This window comes from Methylobacterium gnaphalii (assembly GCF_007992215.1).
In the GTDB taxonomy this organism is placed as follows: domain Bacteria; phylum Pseudomonadota; class Alphaproteobacteria; order Rhizobiales; family Beijerinckiaceae; genus Methylobacterium; species Methylobacterium gnaphalii.
Genome location: NZ_BJZV01000024.1, coordinates 42,321 through 65,300, shown reverse-complemented (window position 1 = coordinate 65,300; position 22,980 = coordinate 42,321). Strand labels below are relative to the sequence as shown.

The 22,980-nt window shown below is 66.5% G+C and carries 21 protein-coding genes; 12 read left to right on the top strand and 9 right to left on the bottom strand.

Translation table 11 applies throughout. The annotated features are described in order from the left end of the window. Positions 1-1,875: DNA translocase FtsK (locus MGN01_RS23685; RefSeq protein ID WP_280178558.1), on the bottom strand; the 1,875-nt coding region annotated here is incomplete at its 3' end. A 116-nt stretch (positions 1,876-1,991) separates the two neighbouring features. Next, a complete protein-coding gene (locus MGN01_RS18495) occupies positions 1,992-2,426 on the bottom strand; it encodes a MarR family winged helix-turn-helix transcriptional regulator (protein ID WP_147048300.1) in 435 nt (144 codons plus the stop codon). Positions 2,427-2,510: 84 nt separating this feature from the next. Between MGN01_RS18495 and MGN01_RS18490 the strand changes: the two genes are divergently transcribed. The 4 genes from MGN01_RS18490 (at position 2,511) to MGN01_RS18475 (ending at position 7,342) form a co-directional block, all read left to right on the top strand. Next, complete coding sequence (locus MGN01_RS18490; RefSeq protein ID WP_147048299.1) at positions 2,511-4,352, top strand: chloride channel protein; 1,842 nt, start codon at positions 2,511-2,513, stop codon at positions 4,350-4,352. A gap of 69 nt (positions 4,353-4,421) precedes the next feature. Then, a complete protein-coding gene (locus tag MGN01_RS18485) occupies positions 4,422-6,479 on the top strand; it encodes an NAD(+) synthase (protein WP_147048298.1) in 2,058 nt (685 codons plus the stop codon). A gap of 110 nt (positions 6,480-6,589) precedes the next feature. Then, on the top strand, positions 6,590-6,817 hold the full coding sequence (locus MGN01_RS18480; protein ID WP_147048297.1) for a hypothetical protein: 228 nt from the start codon (positions 6,590-6,592) through the stop codon (positions 6,815-6,817). Between the two features lie 66 nt (positions 6,818-6,883). Beyond that, entirely contained in the window at positions 6,884-7,342 is a 459-nt protein-coding gene (locus tag MGN01_RS18475) for a PilZ domain-containing protein (protein ID WP_306437173.1), read from the top strand. Between the two features lie 9 nt (positions 7,343-7,351). Here the strand turns inward: MGN01_RS18475 and MGN01_RS18470 are convergent, their stop codons facing one another. Then, positions 7,352-7,783: an HIT family protein gene (locus tag MGN01_RS18470; RefSeq protein ID WP_147048296.1), complete on the bottom strand. Its 432-nt coding sequence runs from the start codon at positions 7,781-7,783 to the stop codon at positions 7,352-7,354. 169 nt (positions 7,784-7,952) lie between these two features. On the opposite strand from MGN01_RS18470, the gene MGN01_RS18465 reads away from it, so the two are divergent. Then, entirely contained in the window at positions 7,953-8,921 is a 969-nt protein-coding gene (locus MGN01_RS18465) for a cation diffusion facilitator family transporter (RefSeq protein ID WP_147048295.1), read from the top strand. Here the strand turns inward: MGN01_RS18465 and MGN01_RS18460 are convergent. The 3 genes from MGN01_RS18460 to MGN01_RS18450 are packed head-to-tail and all read right to left on the bottom strand — an operon-like array spanning position 8,911 to position 12,566. After that, positions 8,911-10,074, bottom strand: coding sequence for a M20 aminoacylase family protein (locus tag MGN01_RS18460; protein ID WP_147048294.1), 1,164 nt, complete (start codon positions 10,072-10,074; stop codon positions 8,911-8,913). The genes MGN01_RS18465 and MGN01_RS18460 overlap by 11 nt on opposite strands. 41 nt (positions 10,075-10,115) lie before the next feature. Further along, a complete protein-coding gene (locus MGN01_RS18455) occupies positions 10,116-11,345 on the bottom strand; it encodes a hypothetical protein (RefSeq protein ID WP_238257922.1) in 1,230 nt (409 codons plus the stop codon). Further along, positions 11,346-12,566: a GNAT family N-acetyltransferase gene (locus tag MGN01_RS18450; protein ID WP_147048307.1), complete on the bottom strand. Its 1,221-nt coding sequence runs from the start codon at positions 12,564-12,566 to the stop codon at positions 11,346-11,348. It abuts the gene before it with no gap. Between the two features lie 202 nt (positions 12,567-12,768). Here MGN01_RS18450 and MGN01_RS18445 point away from each other — a divergent pair, with 202 nt between their 5' ends. Further along, positions 12,769-14,301: an acyl-CoA carboxylase subunit beta gene (locus MGN01_RS18445; protein WP_147048293.1), complete on the top strand. Its 1,533-nt coding sequence runs from the start codon at positions 12,769-12,771 to the stop codon at positions 14,299-14,301. Positions 14,302-14,498: 197 nt separating this feature from the next. Here the strand turns inward: MGN01_RS18445 and MGN01_RS18440 are convergent, their stop codons facing one another. From MGN01_RS18440 to MGN01_RS18430, 3 genes are all read right to left on the bottom strand, one after another. Further along, a complete protein-coding gene (locus MGN01_RS18440) occupies positions 14,499-14,957 on the bottom strand; it encodes a hypothetical protein (protein ID WP_147048292.1) in 459 nt (152 codons plus the stop codon). 240 nt (positions 14,958-15,197) lie between these two features. After that, positions 15,198-16,109, bottom strand: coding sequence for a metallophosphoesterase (locus MGN01_RS18435; protein ID WP_147048291.1), 912 nt, complete (start codon positions 16,107-16,109; stop codon positions 15,198-15,200). Positions 16,110-16,140: 31 nt separating this feature from the next. Next, a complete protein-coding gene (locus MGN01_RS18430) occupies positions 16,141-16,353 on the bottom strand; it encodes a hypothetical protein (protein WP_147048290.1) in 213 nt (70 codons plus the stop codon). A gap of 388 nt (positions 16,354-16,741) precedes the next feature. Here MGN01_RS18430 and yajC point away from each other — a divergent pair, with 388 nt between their 5' ends. The 6 genes from yajC to MGN01_RS18400 all read left to right on the top strand — a co-directional run bounded on the left by yajC (position 16,742) and on the right by MGN01_RS18400 (position 22,912). Continuing rightward, entirely contained in the window at positions 16,742-17,074 is a 333-nt protein-coding gene (yajC, locus tag MGN01_RS18425; RefSeq protein WP_147048306.1) for a preprotein translocase subunit YajC, read from the top strand. Between the two features lie 67 nt (positions 17,075-17,141). Continuing rightward, the gene (gene secD, locus MGN01_RS18420) at positions 17,142-18,743 is read left to right on the top strand and encodes a protein translocase subunit SecD (protein ID WP_147048289.1); all 1,602 of its coding nucleotides are present in this window, start codon (positions 17,142-17,144) and stop codon (positions 18,741-18,743) included. A 70-nt stretch (positions 18,744-18,813) separates the two neighbouring features. Beyond that, entirely contained in the window at positions 18,814-19,755 is a 942-nt protein-coding gene (secF, locus tag MGN01_RS18415; RefSeq protein ID WP_147048288.1) for a protein translocase subunit SecF, read from the top strand. An 8-nt stretch (positions 19,756-19,763) separates the two neighbouring features. After that, positions 19,764-20,147 carry an Mth938-like domain-containing protein gene (locus tag MGN01_RS18410; RefSeq protein WP_147048287.1) on the top strand — a complete coding sequence of 128 codons (384 nt, stop codon included), beginning with the start codon at positions 19,764-19,766 and terminating at the stop codon, positions 20,145-20,147. After that, positions 20,144-21,025 carry a phytoene/squalene synthase family protein gene (locus MGN01_RS18405; RefSeq protein ID WP_147048286.1) on the top strand — a complete coding sequence of 294 codons (882 nt, stop codon included), beginning with the start codon at positions 20,144-20,146 and terminating at the stop codon, positions 21,023-21,025. Before MGN01_RS18410 ends, MGN01_RS18405 begins: the two co-directional genes overlap by 4 nt. 147 nt (positions 21,026-21,172) lie before the next feature. Continuing rightward, positions 21,173-22,912, top strand: coding sequence for an L-lactate permease (locus tag MGN01_RS18400; RefSeq protein WP_147048285.1), 1,740 nt, complete (start codon positions 21,173-21,175; stop codon positions 22,910-22,912). Positions 22,913-22,980: the final 68 nt, after the last annotated feature.

The window sequence follows — 22,980 nt, the reverse complement described above, 5'->3', positions numbered from 1 at the left end:
ATTCTTGCCGAGGCAGAGCGCCAGCTTGTGCTTCGTGTGGACGAAATCCTCAGAGGCCAGCAACTCACGCAGGTACACAGTCTCGCGCACCGGGTTCGGCAGTTCGATGCCGATCACGTTGCGTCCGGGCACGACGGCGACGCGGGCCGAGACGGCGGACATCGAGCGTGCGATGTCGTCCGACAGACCGATCACGCGGCTGGACTTTGTACCGGGGGCAGGCTCGAGTTCGTACAAGGTGACGACCGGACCAGGGCGCACCGCGAGGATGTCGCCGCGCACGCCGAAATCCTGGACGGTCTGCTGCAGGTTGAGCGCGTTCTGCTCCAGTTCGTCCGCATCGACCTCCTCGCTGTCGGAGAGCATCGGCTCGGCGAGCAATTCGAGGGATGGCAGCTCGTAATCCTCGTTGCCGACGAACGACATCGGCACGTGCCGGTTGGCCGGCACCAGGGTCTGGCGTTCCGGAATGATCGCGCGCGGCGTCGAGACGGGTGCCGGCAGGGCGGCGACCGGCTCGGGAGCGGGCTCCGGCTCCGCCGTCGGGAGTTCGGGCGCCTCGACCTGGGACACAGCCGACTTCGGCGTGCGCAGCAGGACCGGACGCGCCGGGATCGGCAGCGGGCGAGGCGGCGGGGCGACCTCGTTCGGTGCGGGTGCGAGAGGGGAGGGGGCTTCAGCGCCCGACTCGGCCTTGACAGCTGGTCGGATTGCGGCGCGGGCAGCCATCGCCGACAACACGGGGCGTGGCGATTGCAAGGCCGGCGCGGCACGGCCGCCCGGCAGCACGCTCAGCGCCGGCTTCGCGGGCACCGGGCGCGGGGCATGTCCCGCCTCGGCCGGAGCGTTGGCTGGGCGCGGCATCGGCATGGACTCGAAACGGACGAGACGGTCGAGCATGTAGGCCGGTGCCGGCGGCAACGAGCGCAGATGCGAGATGTCGAGGGGCACGGAAACAAAGGCCTCGTCCGGCTGAATCGCCGACATTGGACTCGCGGCCTGCGGCTGCGGCAGGTCCGCGTACCAGAGTTCGGTCGAGGACGGCTCGGCCGCTCCGAACCAGCCCTGTAGATCCGACCAGTCCGGTACATCCGACCACTCGGCATCGGGCAGATCGACCGCTGGCGCAGGCTTGGCGGCCAGGTGGCGCGGCCGGTCGGGGGTACGGAAGAAGCGGACGCCCGGCGGCGGTACGAAGGGGCGACGCCAGGTCGGCACGGCCTCGGCATCGGCCCGCGCGGCCACCTCGGCCTGCTGAACCGCAAGTTCGACGGCGAGCTCTTGCGCGCGGCGCGCCTCGGCTTCAGCTGCCTCGCGCGCCGCTTCGGCGGCAGCAAGGGCAGCAGCCTGCGCTTCGGCCAGGGCCTGAGCCTGACGCTGAGCCTCGCGCTCGGCCTCGACCGCGCGCTGGCGCCGCTCCTGCAGTACTGGATCGGGCGTGCGGGTAAAGCGCACGCTCGGATCCCCTGTCGGAACAGGCATCGCGTGGGGAACGATGGCGTCGGGACGGCGCGGGGTACGCACCAGGACGCCTGCGTTCGATGCGCTCTCGTCGATGCGGCTCTCGTAGGAGGGATCGAAGCTGGCATCCTGGTGGGACGCATGCTCGGTCCATGCCGCCGGGACCTCTGACCGATCGGAGGCCGCGAGCATCGCCTGCGGGGAGGTCAGCCAGCTCATGGGTGCTTCCGGAGCGGGCCGCGCCACAGGCTGGCTCGATCGCTGCGGCGGCCCATAGAGCCGGCGCGCAACGTTGGAGCGGATCTTCATCAGGCGCTGTGTGATGGCGCCGATGGAGAGGTCGAGGCGGTCGCCGCCACGGCCGGGACGAGAGGGATCACGATGGGAATGGGGAGGTCGTCCCGTTGCGCGCATGATCTGTGAAATGACTCGATACAAGGTCCGACTCCCCGCGGAGCGGTTCCCCGCCAGTTAGGCGCAGCGTCGTTAATGAACGCTTGAATGGCACCCTCGCAGGACGTCCCACGGGCTCAGCCGGCGGGCCCAATGCCGCCCAACGCACGCACCAGAGCCGGTTCGAGTTCGCGCAGCTCCTCCAGATGGGCGACCGTCAAGGTACGCAGAAGCTTGGCGGCCTTCGGCGTTAGGGCAAGCTCCGTCCGGCGGCGATCCTCCGCAGCAGCTTCCTTGGTGACGAGACCGCCCTGCTCCATCCGGCCGACGAGTTCAGCCGCCGTGTTCGGCGCAATCAGCAGGTGTCTGGCGAGCATGCCGACGCTCGGCGGCTCGTCCGCGCGATGGCCGGCAATTGCCAGAAGAGCCTGATGCTGCTGCGGCGGGAGGCCGGCTCGCATAGCCGCGCTCTCACTGAAGGCGAGGAAGCGCCTCAGTTGAAAACGGAAATCGGCGATGGCCGCATATTGCTCGCGGGACAGGCCGGTCTCGGTCCGGTGCACGGATGTCATGACCGCATTCATACCATTCCGCAGAAAAAGGGGCCAATTATGTCGTAATACGATATATGAGCGTGAGTGAAGTTGGAGACATCGATGCTAATCGAGACAGGAACGGCTGTGGCGACGAAAAGTAAGGCGCCGGCACGGGCCGCGCCCGCACCTCGGCCGCTCGGTGATTTCACCGCGAGCCCTCGTGTGCTGGTTCTCGTCGCCATGGCTCTGGTGATCGGCAGCGCAGGCAGCGTCGCGGCCTATGCGCTGATCAAGCTCATCGCCCTCGTCACCCAACTCGCCTGGTTCGGACGCTTCGACACGACTCCGGTGTCGCTGGCGGACGCGGCGCGCACGCCCTGGATGGTGGCGGTTCCGGTCATCGGCGGGCTCCTCATCGGCCTGATGGCGCGCTTCGGATCGGAGAAGATCCGCGGCCACGGCATCCCGGAAGCCATCGAGGCGATCCTGATCGGCCAGAGTCGCATGTCGCCGAAAGTGGCGATCCTGAAGCCGCTCTCCTCGGCGATCTCGATCGGCACCGGCGGCCCCTTCGGCGCGGAGGGCCCGATCATCATGACGGGTGGCGCGATCGGTTCGCTGTTCGCCCAGTTCTTCCATCTGAGCTCCGCCGAGCGGAAGACGCTGCTCGTCGCCGGCGCGGCCTCCGGCATGACGGCGATCTTCGGCACGCCGATGGCCGCCGTGCTGCTCGCTGTCGAACTGCTGCTGTTCGAGTGGCGGCCGCGCAGCTTCCTGCCCGTGACCGCCGCGGCGCTAACCGCCACGGCGTGGCGTCCGCTGGTGTTCGAGAGCGGCCCCCTGTTCGCCTTCTCGGGCGTGCCGGCGCTGCCGTGGTGGGGCCTCGCCGCCTGCGCGATGGTCGGGATCCTCGCCGGGCTTCAATCGGCCCTGCTGACCAAATGCCTCTACACATTGGAGGATCTGTTCGAGCGCCTGCCCATCCATTGGATGTGGTGGCCGGCGATCGGCGGCCTCTGCATCGGGCTCGGCGGGTTGATCGAGCCGCGCGCGCTCGGGGTGGGCTACGACGTGATCGGCGATCTGCTGGCCGGGCACCTGCTCGTCCAGGCCGTCCTGGCGATCCTCGTCGTGAAGGCGGCGATCTGGCTGTTGGCACTCTCGTCCGGCACCTCTGGCGGCGTGCTGGCGCCGCTCCTGATCCTCGGCGGCGCGATGGGATGGCTCGTCGGCGGCGTCCTGCCCGGCAATCCCGGGTTCTGGGCCCTGCTCGGCATGGCTGCGATGCTCGGTGGGACCATGCGCGCTCCGCTGACCGGCGCGGTCTTTGCCGCGGAGATCACCGGCGACCTGCACACGCTGCCGGCGCTCTTGGCAGCGACAGCCGCCGCCTACGCGGTGACGGTGCTGATCCTCAAGCGCTCGATCCTCACGGAAAAGATCGCCCGCCGGGGCCAGCACATCACTCGCGAATACGGCATCGATCCCTTCGAGCTGACCCGCGTCCGCGACGTCATGGTCAGCCGCCCCGAGACCCTCTCGGCGAACATGACCGTCACGGCGGCGGTCGAGACCGTCGAGCGGGGGGAACACCGCACCTACCCTGTCATCGACGCCGAGGGCCGTCCGATCGCCGTCGTCTCCGGCAAGGACGCCCTTCACTGGAAGATGAGCCCTGGTGGACCGGAGGAGGCGCTGGCGGAGCGCCTAACGGGTCAGGCCGCTGTGATCGTCCATCCCGGCGACGTGGTCGCGCGCGCCGTCGACCTGATGCTCGGCCGGCACCAGGGCTGCATCGCGGTGACAGAGGTCGAGACCGGCCGACTGACCGGCATCGTAACCCGGCGCGACCTCCTGAAGGTGCGGGCCGAGGTCATCCGCTCTGAGGGCGAGCGCCGCGTGTATTTCGCCCGGCGCAATCCGCTGAGGAGAGGCGCGTGTGAACGGGCTGTCCGCGGCTGAGGTTCAGCGTACACTGCAGCCCTCCCGGCACCGGGCTGGGCGGGAACTGTTGGGACGACAGGCGATCCGGTGGCGCAGGCACAGACATCTGGCGAGTTCCGCTCACTCTACCGCCACGGATTCGCGCGCGTGGCGGCCTGCACCGGGCACAGCCATCCGGGCGATCCAGCGGCCAACGCGGCGGACGTGCTTGCCCTGGTGCAGGAGTGCCACGGGGCCGGCGCCGCGCTCGCCCTATTCCCCGAGCTCTGCATCTCGTCCTACGCGATCGAGGATCTCCTGCTGCAGGAGACGCTGCTCGACGCGGTCGAGACGGCGCTCGGGACGCTGATCGCAGCCTCACAGGCGCTGACCCCCATCCTCGTCGTCGGCGCGCCCCTGCGCTGGCGCCACCGCCTCTACAACTGCGCCGTCGCCATCCAGGGCGGCCGGCTTCTCGGCGTCGTGCCGAAGAGCTACCTGCCGAATTACCGCGAATTCTACGAGAAGCGCCATTTCGCCCAAGGCACCGGCATCGCCGGCGAGACGATCCGGCTGGTTGGCCTCGACGCGCCCTTCGGCACCGACCTCCTATTCGCGGCGGACGACCTGCCCGGCTTCGTTCTCGGCATCGAGATCTGCGAAGACCTCTGGGTGCCATCGACGCCGGGGATGGATGCGGCTCTGGCGGGTGCGACAGTGCTGGCCAATCTCTCGGGCAGCCCGATCACCATCGGGCGGGCGGAATCGCGCGCACTGCTCACCCGTGCCGCCTCGATGCGGGGACTGTGCGCCTACGTCTACGCCGCGGCTGGCCAGGGCGAATCGACGACGGACCTGTCCTGGGATGGCCAGACCAGCATCGACGAGAACGGCGTGCGGCTGGCGGAAGGCCCGCGGTTCTCGCCCAACCCCGTCGCGATCTTCGCCGACATCGACCTCGACCTGATCGCGCAGGAGCGCCTGTCCTCGGGCAGCTTCGACGACAATGCGCGCGCCCGCGCCCAGCCCTACCGGCGCATCGGCTTCCGGCTCGATCCGCCCAGCGACGACCGTGGCCTGAGGCGACGCATCGAGCGCTTCCCGTTCGTGCCGGCCGATCCGAGCCGGCTCGCCCAGGATTGCTACGAGGCCTACAACATCCAGGTCGCCGGTCTCGCCCAGCGGCTTGCCGCCACCGGCACGAAGCGGCTGGTGATCGGCGTCTCGGGCGGCCTCGATTCCACGCAGGCCCTGATCGTGGCCGCGAAGGCATTCGACCGGCTTGGACGGCCGCGCAGCGACATCCTCGGCTACACCCTGCCGGGCTTTGCCACCTCGGACGAAACCAAAGCGAATGCCCTCGCGCTGATGGCCGCGCTCGGGATCACGGGACACGAGATCGACATCCGGCCGACTGCCAGAACGATGCTCGAAGAGATGGACCACCCGTTCGGCCGGGGCGAGGCGGTCTACGATGTGACCTTCGAGAACGTGCAGGCGGGATTGCGCACCGATTACCTGTTCCGCCTTGCCAACCAACATGGCGGCATCGTGCTCGGCACGGGGGACCTGTCGGAGCTCGCCCTCGGCTGGAGCACCTACGGCGTCGGCGATCAGATGAGCCATTACGGCGTCAATGCCGGCGTGCCCAAGACGCTGATCCAGCACCTGATCCGCTGGGTGATCGCCTCGGGCCAGTTCGGCGAGGCCGAGAACCGCACGCTCGCGGCCGTGCTCGACACAGAGATCTCACCGGAGCTCGTGCCGGCGGCGGAAGGCGAGGGGCCCCAGAGCACGGAGGCCAAGATCGGCCCCTACGCGCTGCAGGATTTCAACCTCTACTACACGCTGCGGCACGGCTTCCGGCCGTCGAAGATTGCCTTCCTTGCGCTTCACGCCTGGAGCGACCGCGCGGCCGGCTCCTGGCCGCAGGATCTGCCCGAGGCCAAGCGGGTCGCCTACGACCTGCCGGAGATACGGCGCTGGCTCGGCGTCTTCCTGGACCGCTTCTTCCGATTCAGCCAGTTCAAGCGCTCGGCACTGCCCAATGGCCCGAAGGTCTCTGCCGGCGGCGCGCTCTCGCCGCGTGGCGACTGGCGCGCACCTTCCGATTCCAGCGCCCGCGCCTGGCTCGACGAGTGGGAACGCGCCATCCCGGCGGAATAGCCCGGTCACGCACCGACGCAATGGTGTCTTGGCAACGGGGCCGGACATAAACCTGTCCGATTGTGCAGCTATTGCGCATCGCGCAGGGTGGCGCAGCAGAGGACGATCCGATGCGAAGCTACAACCTATTCCGCCTGAAGAGTGGCGAGGGTCTGTGTTGCGCGGTGCCTGAGAGCCACGTGGTTCCGCGCTTCGTCAACGGCAACCGCTGGAGCTTCAGCGGCAAGATCGAGGAGCATTCGACGCGGACACCGGGATTCGACGGGAGAGTGGCTGCCACCTCAGTCCGATTCAACGGCTTCTATCTGTTTCAGTCCTTTGACCGGCCCCTGCCCTGACGCTGTGCACCCGTCGAAACACCGTCATCTTTCGAGAAGATCAGCGAGCTTTTTTTAAGTCCTTCCATGCAACGTCGTTCGCAGGGCCGTGGGTCGGGGACCGAGATGTCGATGGAGCAGCGCCAGAACGTTCGCATGCGGACTTTTCTGAGAGGACGGATCGTCTATAACGGCGGTGCGTCCAGCATGGACTGCCTGATCCGCGACCTTTCGCCGACCGGCGCGCGCCTGGAATTGAGCGAGACCTCGCCCCTGCCGGAGGTGTTCGACCTCTACATCCAGAACAAGGATCAGACCTTTCGGTCAACGATGCGCTGGCGGCGCGACAACGGCGTCGGCGTCACCTTCGACGACGCCATCGCGAAATTGCCCCCGGTGCACGAGAAACCAGTCGCGGCGCCGACAGCGGCCGACCCGGCGATGAGCATGCTGGTCCGGCGCATCGCGGAACTCGAAGCCGAGAACGCCGCCCTCCGGACCGCCCTCACCAGCCTCAGCCGCTCCCCGGCGAGCAGCGCAGCCTGAAGCGACGCCTTACTCCTGCCTGAGCGCCGCGCGGATGCGTTCCGCGTGCCTGGCCAGCACATCCTTGTCGGCCATGCCACCCTCGTGACGCTTGAGCGGTACGCCCTCGCGGCGCGGCACGAGATGGACGTGCAGGTGGAACACCGTCTGCCCGCCGGCCGGCTCGTTGTACTGGAACACGCTCAGGCCATCGGCCTCGAAGGCTGTCTTGACGGCGCGCCCCACGCGCTGCGCCACCTTGATCAGCCGCGCCAGCACCTCCGGATCGGCATCGAGAAAGCCCCGTGACGGCGACTTCGGGATCACGAGGGTATGTCCCTCGGCCTGGGGCATGACGTCCATGAAGGCGAGAGTGTCGTCGTCCTCGTAGACCTTTTCGGCTGGAATCTCTCCGCGAAGGATCTTCGCGAAGATGTTGCCGGGATCGTAGGCGGTGCTCATTCCGATTGCGTTCCTTGAGCCGGGCCGATGTCGGCCGGCAGGTTGCACAGCGTACCCACGAGCGTCCACAGGAACCCGGTTTCTCACCGCCACCCCGCGAACTCTTCGCGCAGAGAAGCGTTGGGACCAACGGTCACGCTTGCCTCAGCAGGCGACGGGAGGGCGGGCATTGGCCGAGAGTACGGGCGCGATCTATACGGCAGCGGGAGCCAATCTCGCGATCGCCCTCGCGAAATTCGCCGGCGCCTTCCTCACCGGCTCATCGGCCATGCTGGCCGAGGGTGCGCATTCCGTCGTGGACACCGCCAATCAGCTGCTGCTCCTCGTCGGCCTGAAGCGCGGGCAGAAGCCGGCCGATGCCCGCCACCCGTTCGGCTACGGGCGGGAGATCTATTTCTACGCCTTCATCGTCGCGCTGTTCATCTTCCTCGGCGGCGGACTGTTCGCGATCTACGAGGGTGCGCACAAGATCCAACACCCCGAGCCGCCGGCAGATGCCACCGTGTTCGGCTACGCGGTCTCCGGTTTCTGGACCAACGTGGCGATCCTCGGCTTCTCTATCGCCGCGGAAGGCTATTCCTGCCTCGTTGCGGTTCGGTCGTTCCGGGCCGAGAAGGGCAGCCAGTCGGCAATCTCGGCAATCCAGCGGAGCAAAGACCCGGCCCTGTTCACGATCCTGGTCGAGGATGTCGCCGCATTGATCGGCCTAGCGATCGCCCTGGCCGGCGTCGTGGCAGCGCATCTTCTCGAGTGGCCGGCGCTCGACGGCTGGGCATCGGTCGGAATCGGGCTCGTGCTGGTCGGTATGGCAGTCTTCCTGATGGTCGAGACACACGGCCTGCTGATCGGCGAGGCGGCCGATCCGGACGTCGTGAGCGCGATCCACGAGGCCGTGCGCGATGAGCCGGCCGTGCGTCACCTCAACGAGGTGCTGACCCAGCATCTTGGGCCGTCCGACATCCTCGTGAACATCAGCCTCGACATCGACGATTCGCTTCCCGGTGCCGAGATCGAACGGCTGGTCGGGCGGCTGGATGGCCGCCTCAAGGTGATGAACCGCCAGGTGAAGCGGGTCTTCATTGAGATACAGGCGAAGGGGCAGGGCGCTGCACCGTCAGCCCCTCGGCTCAAGCCGTGATGACGCTTCGCCGCTCCACCATTCGCGCCAGGAAGGCGGCACCGAGCGGGATCAGCGTGTCGTCGAAGTCGAAGCTCGCATTGTGCAGGCCAGGCCCCGGTTTGGCACCGAGCCAGGCATAGGCGCCTGGCACCGCCTGGAGCATGTCGGCGAAATCCTCGCTGCCCATATGCGGCGTCGAGCTTCCGTCGACATGTTCGGGACCAAAAAGCTCGGCTGCGGTCTCGGCTGCCGCGGCCGCATGATCCGGGCTGTTCTCGAGCACAGAGAACACGTCGCGTATCTCGACCTCGACGCGAGCCCCGTAGGCCGTGCCAATTCCCGTAGCGATCTCGCGAATGCGCATCGAGACGAGCTCCCGCAGAGCGGGGTCGAAGGTGCGCACGGTCCCGGCGAGATGTGCGGTCTCGGGAATCACGTTGTAGGCCGCGCCGGCATGGATCTGGGTGATTGAGACCACCGCCGCCTTCAGCGGATCGGCGTTGCGACTGACGATCGACTGCATTGCCTGGGTGATCGCCGTCGCCACGAGGACCGGATCAATGCCCTCCTGCGGCCGGGCCGCATGGGCCCCGCGCCCGGCGACCCGGATGTCGAAGAAATCCGCCGCGGCCATGGCCGGGCCGGGCCGTACCAGGATCTTGCCGTGCGGGCCGTTGGGGTTGTTGTGGATCGCAAAAATCTCGTCGACGGGAAACTTTTGGAAGAGCCCATCGGCGATCATCGCGCGGGCTCCGCCAAGACCCTCCTCTGCCGGCTGGAACACGAAGACCGCTGTACCGTCGAAATTCCGGGTCTCGGCGAGATAGCGCGCCGCGCCGAGCAGCATGGTGGTGTGTCCGTCATGACCGCAGGCGTGCATCCTGCCAGGGATCGTTGAGCGGTAGGGAAGGTTGCTCTCCTCCTCGATCGGCAGCGCGTCCATGTCGGCGCGCAGACCGATGCGGCGCGCGCCCGGCCTGCCCTGCAGCACGCCGACCACGCCGGTCTTGCCGAGACCGCGATGCACCTCGATGCCGAGTTTCTCCAGATGGCCGGCGACGATGCCGGAGGTGCGGATCTCCTCGAAGCCGAGTTCAGGATGGGCGTGAAGGTCGCGGCGGATCGCAGTCAACTCGTCCGCGTAGCCTGTGATACGGTCGATCGGGCTCATGGACGATAGGCCTCTCGTTCGGACGTGTGCGTGAGCGGGAGTCAGCCGGCCCAGTTTCGCGCGACGGCGTCTTGCACCGATCGGCTGATTACCTCGTCGAACACGAGGAAGTCGACCGCGGCCTTGATACCCCGGAGCCGCTCGGCGAAAGCCAGGATCTCCGCCGGGATCGGCGAGGGAGACGGCGGCGGAGCCACGATCTCCAGCCGATCGAACACGGTGGCCGCGAAGGCCTCGTAGTAGTTGCGATGGCCGACGATTCCGATGCGGGCTAGCACCTCGACCGCAATGATCGAATTGGCCGGGAAGATGCGGTCATCAGGCAGCCGCGTGGCGAGCACGCGCGTCAGCGGGTTGAACAGCAGGCGATAGGCCTCCTGAGGCAGCATCCGAAAGAAGTGCTTGACGCTCTTGATGTCGTCGTAATCGGTTTCGGCCGCGAACCTCACGGCCTCGATCAGATCGCCGAGGCGCCAACTCTGCGCCTCATCGTCGACCAGAGCCGCTCGGCTGCGCAGCCAGAACATCCGCCTGGCCATCTCCACGAAGGGATCCTCGACAAGCAGGGCAGATATGCAGTTGCCGAAGTCGTATTCGCCCTCGTAGCGCGGAATCAGCAGAGATCCGGCAAAAAGACGAGACTTGATGTATGGATTTCCGAGTATATGCGCAAGTATATCTTCGGGGAATTTATTGATATTGAAGTAGCTCATCTCGAAATGAGGGTACAAACTATCTTGCAAAGCCGGATCTTCATTGATACTTGCGTTGATGAGGAGCAATTTCTTGTCGCAGAACTCGGATCCCACAGCGCGTCGATGAATGAGCACGTTCGTATCGACGTCATGAATGTCTAAATTTCGAATTTCGGAGAGGCCCGGCAGATTGTGTTCGTCGATGACGAACCGGCACAGTCCCGTTGCATGCCAACCGCTTGCACGGATCCCTTCGTCGACGCCCGTGGCCGAAACCTCCAGAACGGAACGGCCCTCGACCGACACCCGCACCCGGCTCACCGCAAGCTGGTTGTCCGGCGCGACATAGCCCGAGATGACATGTCCCTGGTCGGCGTCGATCCCGAACTTCACGGCGTCAAAAGTCTCCAGTTTCGGGCTACGAGACGACCGTGGCCGGCCGCCCGAACGGAATACCGAAGCCCGCCGTCGAGAGGAAGGCGGTGCAAGCCCATCAGCTTGTCGCGCCGCGTCGGTCACCAGGTGCGGTGCCGCCGCGTCGCGCCCCACCTCGTGCGCGAGCGGGGCCCCGTGCATCTAAGCCGCACCGTCCGCGCATCGGAACGGCGTCATCGTCTCGTATTCGTCGATCGCCGCACGTACATATCCGCGCTCGCGCTCGAGATAGTCGGCCACCGCCCGGCGCAGGTGCGGATCGGCGATGTCGTGGGCCGAGTGCATCGCCACCGGGCGGTAGCCGCGAGCAAGCTTGTGCTCCCCCTGTGCCCCGGCCTCGACCCGCTTAAGCCCACGCGCCAGCGCAAACTCGATCGCCTGATAGTAGCAGACCTCGAAATGCAGGAAGGGATGATCCTCGATGCAGCCCCAGTTGCGCCCGTAGAGCGCGACATCACCGATGAAGTTGATCGCCCCGGCGATCAGGCGGCCGTCGCGCCGCGCCATCACCAGCAGGATGCGCTCGGCCATGCGCTCACCGATCAGCCGGAAGAATTTGCGGTTCAGGTAGGGCCGGCCCCACTTTCGGGCGCCGGTGTCGGTATAGAACTCGAAGAATGCATCCCAATGCGTCTCGGTAATGCCGTTGCCGGTGACGTGCTCGATGGTGATGCCGGAGGCCAGCGCCTCGCGGCGCTCGCGCTTGATCGCCTTGCGCTTGCGCGAGGCGAGGTCGGCTAGGAAGCCGTCGAAATTTGGATAGCCCCGGTTCTCCCAGTGGAACTGCTGGTCAATGCGCTGCAGTAGCCCGAGGGCTCCCGCCTGCGCCCACTCCCGCTTCTGCATGAAGGTGACGTGAATCGACGAGGCCTCGGTCTCGGCCCGCAGCGCTCTGAGACCCGCCACAATGGCCGAGGCGGCTGCATCCGGCTCCTCGCCAGGCGCGATCAGGAAGCGCGGCCCAGTCACCGGCGTAAACGGCACGCTGACCTGGAGCTTCGGATAATAGGCTCCGCCAGCTCGCTCGAAGGCGTCCGCCCAGCCCTGGTCGAACACGTATTCGCCCTGGCTGTGCGACTTCAGGTAGCAGGGCGCCGCCCCGATCAGCCGCCCGCCGCGCTCCACGGTGACGTGCAACGGCAGCCAGCCCGTCTTGCGCGATACGCAACCGGATTCCTCCAAAGCCGAGAGGAAGGCGTGGGAAACAAAAGGATTGTAGGTCTCGTCGCCCCCTGAGAGGGTTTCAGGCGATGTCGCGCAAGCATCCCAGTCGGCGGCGGCGATCCCGGCAAGGCCCGGTACAGCGCGAACCTGCAGCTCCGTCGCCGGCTCGCTGTCCTGGTTACGGGAGGAAGGCTCCATTGCGGCCAATCTAGCCGGCCGGCTCATTCCGGCAAGCGGACCGAAGCGCATGCCGGGCGTGTCCGGTTGTCAGGTCGTCAGTCCCCGTTCCCGCCCGCAAACCTGCATGCTAAGGGCGGTCAGCCGGCGAATGGCTAAGCCCATTTAGGGCTATGGTCTTCGTATTAATCGCATTTTGAATACAAACGGGCGCGTCGACACCATGAAGGACATTCTCGAAAAGCTCGAGGAGCGGCGCGCTGCTGCCCGTCTCGGCGGCGGCACCAAGCGCATCGAGGCCCAGCATAATCGCGGCAAGCTCACGGCGCGCGAGCGCATCGAACTCCTGCTCGACCACGGGTCGTTCGAGGAATTCGACATGTTCGTGCAGCACCGCTCCACCGATTTCGGGATGGAGAAGCAGAAGATCCCCGGCGACGGCGTGATCACCGGCTGGGGCACCGTGAACGGCCGCAAGGTTTTCCTGTTCTCCAAGGATTTCACCGTGTTCGGCGGCTCTCTCTCCGAGACGCATGCCGCGAAGATCGTGAAGGTGCAGGACATGGCGCTGCGCATGCGCGCGCCGATCATCGGCATCTTCGATGCCGGCGGCGCCCGCATCCAGGAGGGCGTCGCAGCCCTCGGCGGCTACGGCGAGGTCTTCCGCCGCAACGTCGCTGCCTCGGGTGTGATCCCGCAGATCTCGGTCATCATGGGCCCCTGCGCGGGCGGCGACGTCTACTCGCCAGCCATGACCGACTTTATCTTCATGGTGCGTGACACGAGCTACATGTTCGTCACCGGCCCGGACGTGGTGAAGACCGTTACCAACGAGGTGGTGACCGCCGAGGAACTCGGTGGCGCCAAGGTGCACACCACCAAGTCGTCCATCGCCGACGGCTCCTTCGAGAACGACGTCGAGGCGCTGCTACAAATCCGTCGGCTCCTCGACTTCCTGCCCGCCAGCAACATTGAGGGTGTGCCGGAGATCGAGAGCTTCGACGATGTCAATCGGCTCGATAAGGGCCTCGATACGCTGATCCCCGACAACCCGAACAAGCCCTACGATATGGGCGAGTTGATCCGCCGCGTCGCCGACGAAGAAGACTTCTTCGAGATCCAGGCGACCTACGCCCGCAACATCATCACTGGCTTCGGACGCATCGAGGGACGCACGGTCGGCTTCGTCGCCAACCAGCCGCTGGTTCTGGCCGGTGTTCTCGATTCCGACGCCTCGCGCAAAGCCGCGCGGTTCGTGCGCTTCTGCAACGCGTTCTCGATCCCGATCGTCACCTTCGTCGACGTGCCGGGCTTCCTGCCGGGCACGGCGCAGGAATATGGCGGACTGATCAAGCACGGCGCCAAACTGCTCTTCGCCTATAGCCAGGCGACGGTGCCGCTGGTGACCATCATCACCCGAAAAGCCTTCGGTGGCGCCTACGACGTCATGGCCTCGAAGCACGTCGGCGCCGATCTGAACTATGCCTGGCCGACGGCCCAGATCGCAGTGATGGGCGCCAAGGGCGCGGTCGAGATCATCTACCGGGCAGAGATGGGCGACAAGGACAAGATCGCCGAGCGCACCTCCGAGTACGAGACGCACTTCCTCTCGCCGTTCGTCGCCGCCGAGCGCGGCTACATCGACGAGGTGATCATGCCGCACTCGACCCGCAAGCGGATCGCCCGGGCGCTCGGCATGCTCCGCTCCAAGGAGATGGAGCAGCCCTGGAAGAAGCACGACAACATTCCGTTGTAAGCGCGTCCACCGTCATTCCGGGGCTGCGCAGCGGCACCGGACCCGGAGGAGCGCGCCGGAGGCGTGACCCGTCGGGTCCGGGTTCGCTCTCTGCGAGCCCCGGAGTGACAGGGCGGAAGCGAATGCGGTGGGGAGATCAGCCGTCGTACGGGATGGTGAAGACGGACAGCGCAACTGCCATCATCGAGCCCCCGGCCTCAGCTGCGATCCGCTTTCTCGATGGCAGCGCACATGGTGAGAGGACCCTTGGCAGATCGTGTAAACGAGCAGGTCACGAGCACGCCGCCCGTCGGCACGGTGCTGTGGCGCTTCGTCTCCGCCTCGATTCGGGCCTTGTGGGCAGCGGCGACGAGCGTATCGGCCGCAACGCCGGACACGGCCTGACCGGCCTTGCCAAAAACGCTGTAGTAATCCTCCGGCAGTGGCTCGCCTAGGTATTGCGCGCCGACCGATGAAGGGCCGGTGCCGCCGCAGGAGAGAGAGAGCGTCATGGTGCCCTCCGCCTTGAAGCGCACGAAATCCTCGATCCGTTCACCGACCTCCGCCTTGGTCGCGGCGGCGACCTTTCCAGCGAGATCGCCGCAGGAATCGGCCGCGGCGGGCGTGCCGAAGGCGGGGAGGGCAGTGAGGAGCAGGATGAGGCGGCGCTTGGTCATGCACACAGTCTAGGGCGCAAGGCTCTTACGGACGAGCGCGGCGTCGCGCCGCTCGGGGCCTGCGACCGAAAACGCCTGACCGGCTGACCTTCAGTTCCGGCTTACCGGACGGCAATGTCAGCGCCATTCCTATTGAGCCGCTGCGCAAACCTTCTCTCCTCGATCTCGGACGCGGTGCGCTTCGCTCCAGACGTCCGAGACGATGGGCACTTCACCCGATCAACTCGTCCACAGACAGCGTCAGGCGCTGAACTGCGCCCCAAGCTCCACCAGCACGATTTCCGGGGGCACGCCGAAACGGACGGCGACGTTGCTGACCCCAAGGCCGCCGGAGACGATCATCTGGCGCCGCCCCTCGACGACGTGGCCATAGACGTAACGTGGGTCGTGGCGGCCGGTGACGAAGGGGGAATGGCCGAAGAGGCGCACCTGGCCGCCATGGGTATGGCCGGCCAGTGTCAAAGCGAAGCGGTCGGGAATCTTTGGGAAGATCTCCGGCTCGTGCGCCATCAGGATCGCCGGAGCGTCATCGGCGAGTCTGGCGAGCGTTCCGGGAATGTCGGCGAGGCTACGGCGATCGCGCCGTATCCAGAACGGCTGCTGGTCGGCCAGTCCGGCGAGCCAGAATGGCCTGCCGTCCTTCACGAGGCGGACAGCATCGTTCTCCATCACCGGGATGCCGCGTGCCTCCAGCACCCGGCGCGCCTCGACCGGTCCCTTTTGGGCGTCGAGCGCCGCCTCGTCTTCCCACCAATCGTGATTGCCGAGGATGGCGTGGACGCCGAGCGGGGCGCGCAGACCTTCGGCGATGCGCGCGAAATCGGAAAGGGCGACCGGCTTCCAGGTCACCCTGCGGCCGGCCGGGTAGTCGCCAAGCAGCACAATCAGGTCGGGCTTGAGCGCGTTCGTCGCGTCGACAATCTCCGCCACGCGGTCGAGCGGCATCCAGGGCTCACAGACGTGAACGTCGGCGATGGCCGCGATCCGCAGTGACAGGCCTGGAGTCCAGCCGGCGAGGCTAGGCGCGTATCGCGTCACGGCAAGGCGGTACCGTGGCTCGATGGCAAAGGCGTAGGCGGCCATCGACCCGGCGGCGAGGGTGCTCGCGCCGAGCCCGGTGAGCACCTGCCGGCGGCTCGGCAGGATCAGCACGGACGATCCCTCGCGCCGGCGCGGCGAAGGGTCAGACGACCGGCTCGTCTTCGTAGACGATCCGCACCGTACGGCGCGCCGCGAGCCTAGCGCGAGCGGCTTCAGCGGCTTGGCGGCCGATATGGACGGCGGCGGCGAGCGCGGGCAGAGCTACGGGGCGGAAGCTCTCGCGGGCCTGGGCATCGTCCACCCCGTGAGCAACGGTTCGAGCTGCGCCGTCCTGGTTCCGATGATCGGAATACATAATACTTGGGTCCTGTTCCTCATGATCGGGCCGTTGACCGGCCTTCGCGTGCAGATATCGTCAGTGATCGCGACGACGTTTGGGCTCCAATGGGGCTCGACCTAGGCAAGATCGAAGCTGAGGACTAGTTTTTCGCCCTCATTCTGAACGCGAGCTTAAGAATAGCGCGCCGTCCGTTTTTCGCGCATGCCTTGTAACCAGGCACTGCGAGGACAGGCCGAAACCGGCGCGGGTGGCATCGTCTCCAACGCGGTGACGCAAGCTCAACAGGCACCGTTGCTTTCGGGTCGCCCGTGGCTATAGTCCGCGCGCTTTTCGACAGGCTGAAGCCCACCCCTCGCCCGGACGTTCCGCGGCGTGGGTCGTCGCACCATCAGGAGTTTTCGTGCTGATCACCCCCGCCTTCGCGCAAGCAGCTGGTGCGACCAGTGGCAGCGACATCGCTATCCAGCTGGTGCCGTTCGCGCTGATCTTCGTGATCATGTACTTCTTGATCCTGCGCCCGCAGCAGCGCCGGCTCAAGGACCACCAGTCCCTGATGAAGAACCTGCGCCGCGAGGACACGATCGTCACCAATGGCGGCCTCATCGGCCGCGTGACCAAAGTCACCGACGACGCAGCCGAGGTCGAGGTCGAGATCGCCCCGAACGTGCGCGTGAAGATCGTGCGCAGCATGATCTCCGAGGTTCGGGTCAAGGGCGGTCCCGTCAAGGCAGCCTGAGGGCCGCGCAGCGGGAGCGGGGTCCGAGCCCTGCGCCCTAGAGAAGAAGAAGAGCTGGAACCGGCGGATGCTGCGCTTTTCGAAGTCCAAGATCATCGGAACGCTCGCCGTCATCCTGGTGGGCCTGAGCCTCGCCATCCCGAGCTTCTTCTCGCCCGAGCAGCGCAAGGGCTTCATGGCTTCGCTGCCGAGCTTCATTCCGCACTGGATCATTCCGCAGCGGGCGATCGTGCTCGGCCTCGACCTCCAGGGCGGCTCACAGCTCCTGCTCGAAGTCGACCAGAACGAGCTGACCGGCTCGATGGTGAAGGGCCTGCGCGACGACGTCCGCCGCGTGCTCCAGCAGGAGCAGGTCCGGGCCGATGGCGGCATCCAGATCCAGAGGCGTGGCGTACAGGTACGCATCGGCGATGCGGCTGGGCGTGCCAAGGCACTGCCGAAGCTGCGTGAGCTGTCGCAGCCGATTCAGAGCCTCGCCGCCGCCGGCACAGGCACCCTCGACATCAAAGAGCAGCCCGACGGCCTGATCACGCTCACCTACACCGATGCCGGCATCACCGACCGCACCCGCCGCGCGGTCAGCCAGGGCATCGAGGTCATCCGTCGCCGCCTCGACTCGACAGGCACCACCGAACCCTCGATTCAGCAGCAGGGCGCCGATCGCATCCTGGTCCAGGTTCCGGGCGAGCAGAACCCGGAGCGGCTCGAGAAGCTGCTCGGCTCCACCGCCAAGCTCGAATTCCGCATGCTGGCGGACTCTCCCTCCGGCGACGTCGACCTGATCCCCTCCAAGGAGGAGAAGGGCCAGAAGGTCCCAGTCGAACGCCGCGTCATGGCCGATGGTGGTGACCTCACCGACGCGCAGCCCGCCTTCGACCCGCAGACGCACGAGCCGATGGTGAGCTTCAAGTTCAACCTGCGTGGCGCCCAGCGCTTCGGCCAGGCGACCTCGGAGAATGTCGGTCGCCGCATGGGCATCGTGCTCGACAACGAGGTGGTCTCGGCCCCCGTGATCCGCACGGCGATCACCGGCGGCTCCGGCCAGATCACCGGCAACTTTACCGTCCAGCAGGCCAACGACCTCTCGGTGCTGCTGCGCGCCGGCGCGCTGCCGGCGAAGTTCACCGTGGTCGAGCGCCGCGTGGTCGGCCCGGGTCTCGGAAAGGACTCGATCGAGGCCGGCAAGCACGCCACGCTGTTCGCCGGAATCTTCGTCGTGATCTTCATGTTCGCGACCTACGGCACCTTCGGCTTCTTCGCGAACATCGCGCTTGCCGTCCACGTGGGCCTGATCCTCGGCCTGATGTCGGTGCTGGAGGCCACGATGACACTGCCTGGCATCGCCGGCATCGTCCTCACCATCGGCACGGCAGTGGATTCGAACGTGCTGATCTACGAGCGCATGCGCGAGGAGAGCCGAGCCGGACGCTCGCTGGTATCGGCACTGCAGGCTGGCTTCGACCGGGCCTTCGCGACGATCATCGATTCGAACTCCACCATGGCAATCGCCGCGCTGATCCTGTTCTTCATGGGCTCCGGCCCGGTGAAGGGCTTCGCGGTCGTGTTCATCTTAGGCATCCTCACGACCGTGATCACCGCTGTGACGCTCACGCGGATGATGATCGCGCTGTGGTACAAGTACGCGAAGCCCAAGACCCTACCATTCTAGAAGACGCTGCCGTTCTGAACTGAAGCCGCTCCGAACGCGCCCCGACACGACTGCCGTATCGAGACAGACCATGCGCCTGCTCCGCCTCTGGCCCGATGAATCGCATTTCGACTTCATGCGATTCCGCCGCCTGTCCTTCCCGCTCTCGGCGGTGATGTCGCTCGCGACCGTCGCCCTTTTCCTGACGATCGGCCTGAATTTCGGCATCGACTTCAAGGGCGGCACGCTGGTCGAGCTGCAAGCCAAGTCCGGCCAGGCCGACGTCGCCGCGATCCGCCACGAGGCAAACGGCTTCGGTTTCGGCGAGGCGGAGGTGCAGGAACTCGGCGGACAGGGCAACGTGCTGGTGCGCCTGCCGCTCCAGGCCGGCGAGCAGGGCCAGACCGCCGTGATGCAGAAGGCGCACGCCGCCTTCGACAAGGACTACGACTTCCGCCGCACCGAGACCGTCGGCCCGCGCGTCTCGGGCGAGCTGGTGCAGTCGGGCACGATCGGCGTCGTGCTCTCGGTCGTCGCGGTGCTGCTCTATCTCTGGTTTCGTTTCGAGCGCGAGCTGGCGCTTGGCGCCATCGTCGGCACTCTGCACGACATCGTTCTGACGGTTGGCATCTTCATCATCACCCGCATCGAATTCAACATGACCTCGATCGCGGCCATCCTCACCATCGTGGGCTACTCGCTGAACGAGACGGTCGTGGTGTTCGATCGGACCCGCGAGCTGATGCGCCGCTACAAGACCATTCCTACGGTCGAGCTGCTCAACCTCTCGATCAACTCGACCATGTCGCGCACGGTGATGACCTCGATCTCCTCCTCGCTGGCGCTGCTGTCGCTGGTGCTGTTCGGCGGCGAGGCGATCCACGGCTTCGCGGTGGTGATGCTCGCGGGCGTGGTGATCTGTACCTATTCGGCGATCTTCGTCTCGACGCCGTCGCTGATCTATATCGGCTTGATGCTGTCGGGCGCGAGGTCGGCTCAGCGCGAGAGCGGCCTGCCGCAGCCGGCCGAGTAAGGACCCGCATGGAAGGCCGCCTCCACGACGGTTTTGTTCCCGGCCGCTACGGGATCGATTCCTACGGCAATGGCGGCTTCCGCTTCGCGGATATGTCGCATCGCGGCTCGATCCTGATGCTGCCCTCGGGGATCCGGGCCTGGGACGCGACAGATGCGCGGCAGATCGATCTGGCAGGCCTGCAGCCTGTGCTCGCCGAGGGCGAGCGCATCGAGCTGCTGCTCATCGGCACCGGGCTCGACATCGTTCCCTTGCCCGAAGCCCTGCGTCGGCGCCTGAAGGAGAGCGGCATTGGCCTCGACGTCATGCAGACGGGAGCCGCCGCGCGCACCTACAACATCCTGCTCGGCGAGAACCGCAAGGTGGCCGCCGCCCTGATCGCCGTCCCATGACCGGAATGGAGAGCAGCGTCGAGGCGACCGGCGAGGGGCTATCCTTCGCTTTCCGCCACTGCGAGGAGTTGGTCCGCGAGGGCGATCCCGACCGCTACCTCGCCACGCTCTTCGCACCGGCCACGTGCCGACCGCACCTCTTCGCGCTCGCCGCCTTCAGCCTCACCATTGCGCGGGTGCGCAACGCGGTCTCGAACCCCATGGCCGGCGAGATCCGCCTGCAATGGTGGCGCGATGCGTTGCAGGGCGAGGCGCGGGGGGATGTGAAGGCCAATCCCGTCGCCGCGGCTCTCGACGACGCCATCGTCGCCCGCCGGCTCGGGCGCCAGCCCTTCATCGACTTGATCGATGCCCGCGTCTTCGATCTCTACGACGACCCGATGCCGCGGGTGAACGACCTCGAAGGCTATTGCGGCGAAACCACCTCCGCCTTGATCCGCCTCGGCGGTCTCATCCTCGCCGACGGCGCGGAGCCCGGCGGCGCGGCCGCCGCAGGCCATGCCGGCGTCGCCTACGGCGTCACCGGCCTGCTGCGCGCCCTGCCGTGGCATGCCCGGAACGGCCAGATCTACCTGCCGGCCGATCTGCTCCGGCAGAACGGCGTGACCCGCGAGGACATCGTCACCGGCCGCGGCGGCCCCGGCCTCGTGCGCACCTGCTCCGAGCTGCGCGCGCTCGCCTGTCGCCACCTCGAAGCCTACCGAGCCGCTCGCGACACCATCGCGCCCGCCGCAAGGCCCGCCTTTCTGCCTGTCGCGCTGGTGGAGGGCTACCTCTCAGCGATGGAACGCGCGAGCTACGATCCGCTCAATACGGTGATCGAGCTGCCCCGCTGGCGGAAAATCTGGCGGTTGTGGCGGACCGCGCGGCGGGGTTGAGGCGGCCTTGGCATCGTCCGCCTCGGCGGAACGCCTGTGCAACACTCTATGAATACATGATTACCGCTCGTTGAGTGGCCCCTCGCGCTCTGCTAGCCATAGCCGTCAGGCCGGCAAAAGACCGAGCCGAGGGAGGATTAAAGCGTCATGCAACCCTGGAACCAGGTCTACGATCCCTTTGGGAACGCATGGCTATCGACCATCGCGGCGTCGATCCCGGTGATCGCCCTGCTGGCAATGATTGCCAGCGGTAAGGTCAAGGCCCATATCGCCGCCGTCATCTCTCTGGTCATCGCGCTCGTTGTCGCCATTGTCGGCTTCGGCATGCCAACGGGACTCGCCGGGCGCGCCGCCATCCTTGGCATGGTCACCGGCTTCTTCCCGATCGGCTGGATCATCCTCAACGTCATCTTCCTCTACCGCCTGACGGTCGAGAAGGGCTGGTTCGCGATCCTGCAGCAATCGGTGGCGGGCATCACGGCGGACCGGCGTATCCAGCTCCTGCTCGTGGCCTTTGCCTTCGGTGCCTTCTTCGAGGGTGCCGGCGGCTTCGGCACGCCGGTGGCCGTGACCGGCGCCATCCTGATCGGTCTCGGCTTCTCGCCGCTCGCCGCTTCGGGTCTGTCGCTGATCGCCAACACCGCCCCGGTCGCCTTCGGCGCGCTCGGCGCCCCGATCCAGGGCCTCGCCTCGGTAACGGGCTATGATCCGAACATCCTCGGCGCGATGATCGGCCGTCAGCTGCCGTTCTTCTCGCTGCTGGTGCCGTTCTGGCTGATCTGGGTGTTCGCGGGCTTCCGCGGCATGGTCAAGGTGTGGCCCCCGATCCTGGTCACCGGTGCCTCTTTCGCGATCGCCCAGTTCTTAATCTCGAACTACGTGAACCCGTGGATCGTCGATATCGGGGCCTCTCTGTTCTCGATGGGCTGCCTCGTGCTGTTCCTGAAGTTCTGGAAGCCGGCCGAGATCTGGACGTCACCGGCTCTGCGCGGCCACGATCCCTCGATCGGCTACGGCGAGGCTCGCCCGGTTGCCCTTGGCGCCGGCGTCCCCGGCGACATGCCCAAGGTCCATACCGGCGCCCGCACGGCCTCCCAGGCCGAGCTGATCATGGCCTGGCTGCCGTGGATCATCCTCTCAATCATCGTGGCGGTCTGGGGTACCGGCTGGTTCAAGTCGATCGTGAACCCGATCTTCACCTGGAAATACGAGGTGCCTGGCCTCCACAACATGATCATGAAGGTGCCCCCGGTGGTGGCCAAGCCAATCCCCGAAGGCGCGGTCTTCCTGTTCACCTACATGTCCTACACCGGGACCGGCGTGCTCATCGCCGCGATCATCTCTGGCCTGATCATGCGCTTCTCGCCGTGGCGCCTGGTCACCGCCTACTTCGAGACGATCTGGGTGCTGCGTTACTCGTTGATCACCATCTCGGCGATGCTCGCGCTCGGCGTGCTCACCCGCTACGCCGGCGTCGACGCCACACTCGGCCTGGCATTTGCGGGCACCGGCATCCTCTATCCATTCTTTGGCACGCTGCTCGGCTGGCTCGGCGTGGCGCTGACCGGCTCTGACACGGCCTCGAACGTGCTGTTCGGCGGCTTGCAGAGGATCACCTCGGAACAGCTCGGCCTCTCGGGTGTGCTGATGGCCGCGGCGAACTCGTCGGGCGGCGTGATGGGCAAGATGATCGACGCCCAGTCGATCGTCGTCGCCTCCACGGCCACCGGCTATTTCGGCCAGGAGGGCAAGATCCTGCGCTTCGTGTTCTGGCACTCGATCGCGCTGGCCTGCCTCGTCGGCCTGCTCGTGATGCTCCAGGCCTACGTGCCGCCCTTCACGGACATGGTGATCCACCCGGCCGCCACGGCAGCCGCACCGCACTGACCGAGCGACCCCGCTTGGCCCCCAGGCCGCCCCGGATGATCCGGGGCGGCCTTTTCGTTTACGTTGAG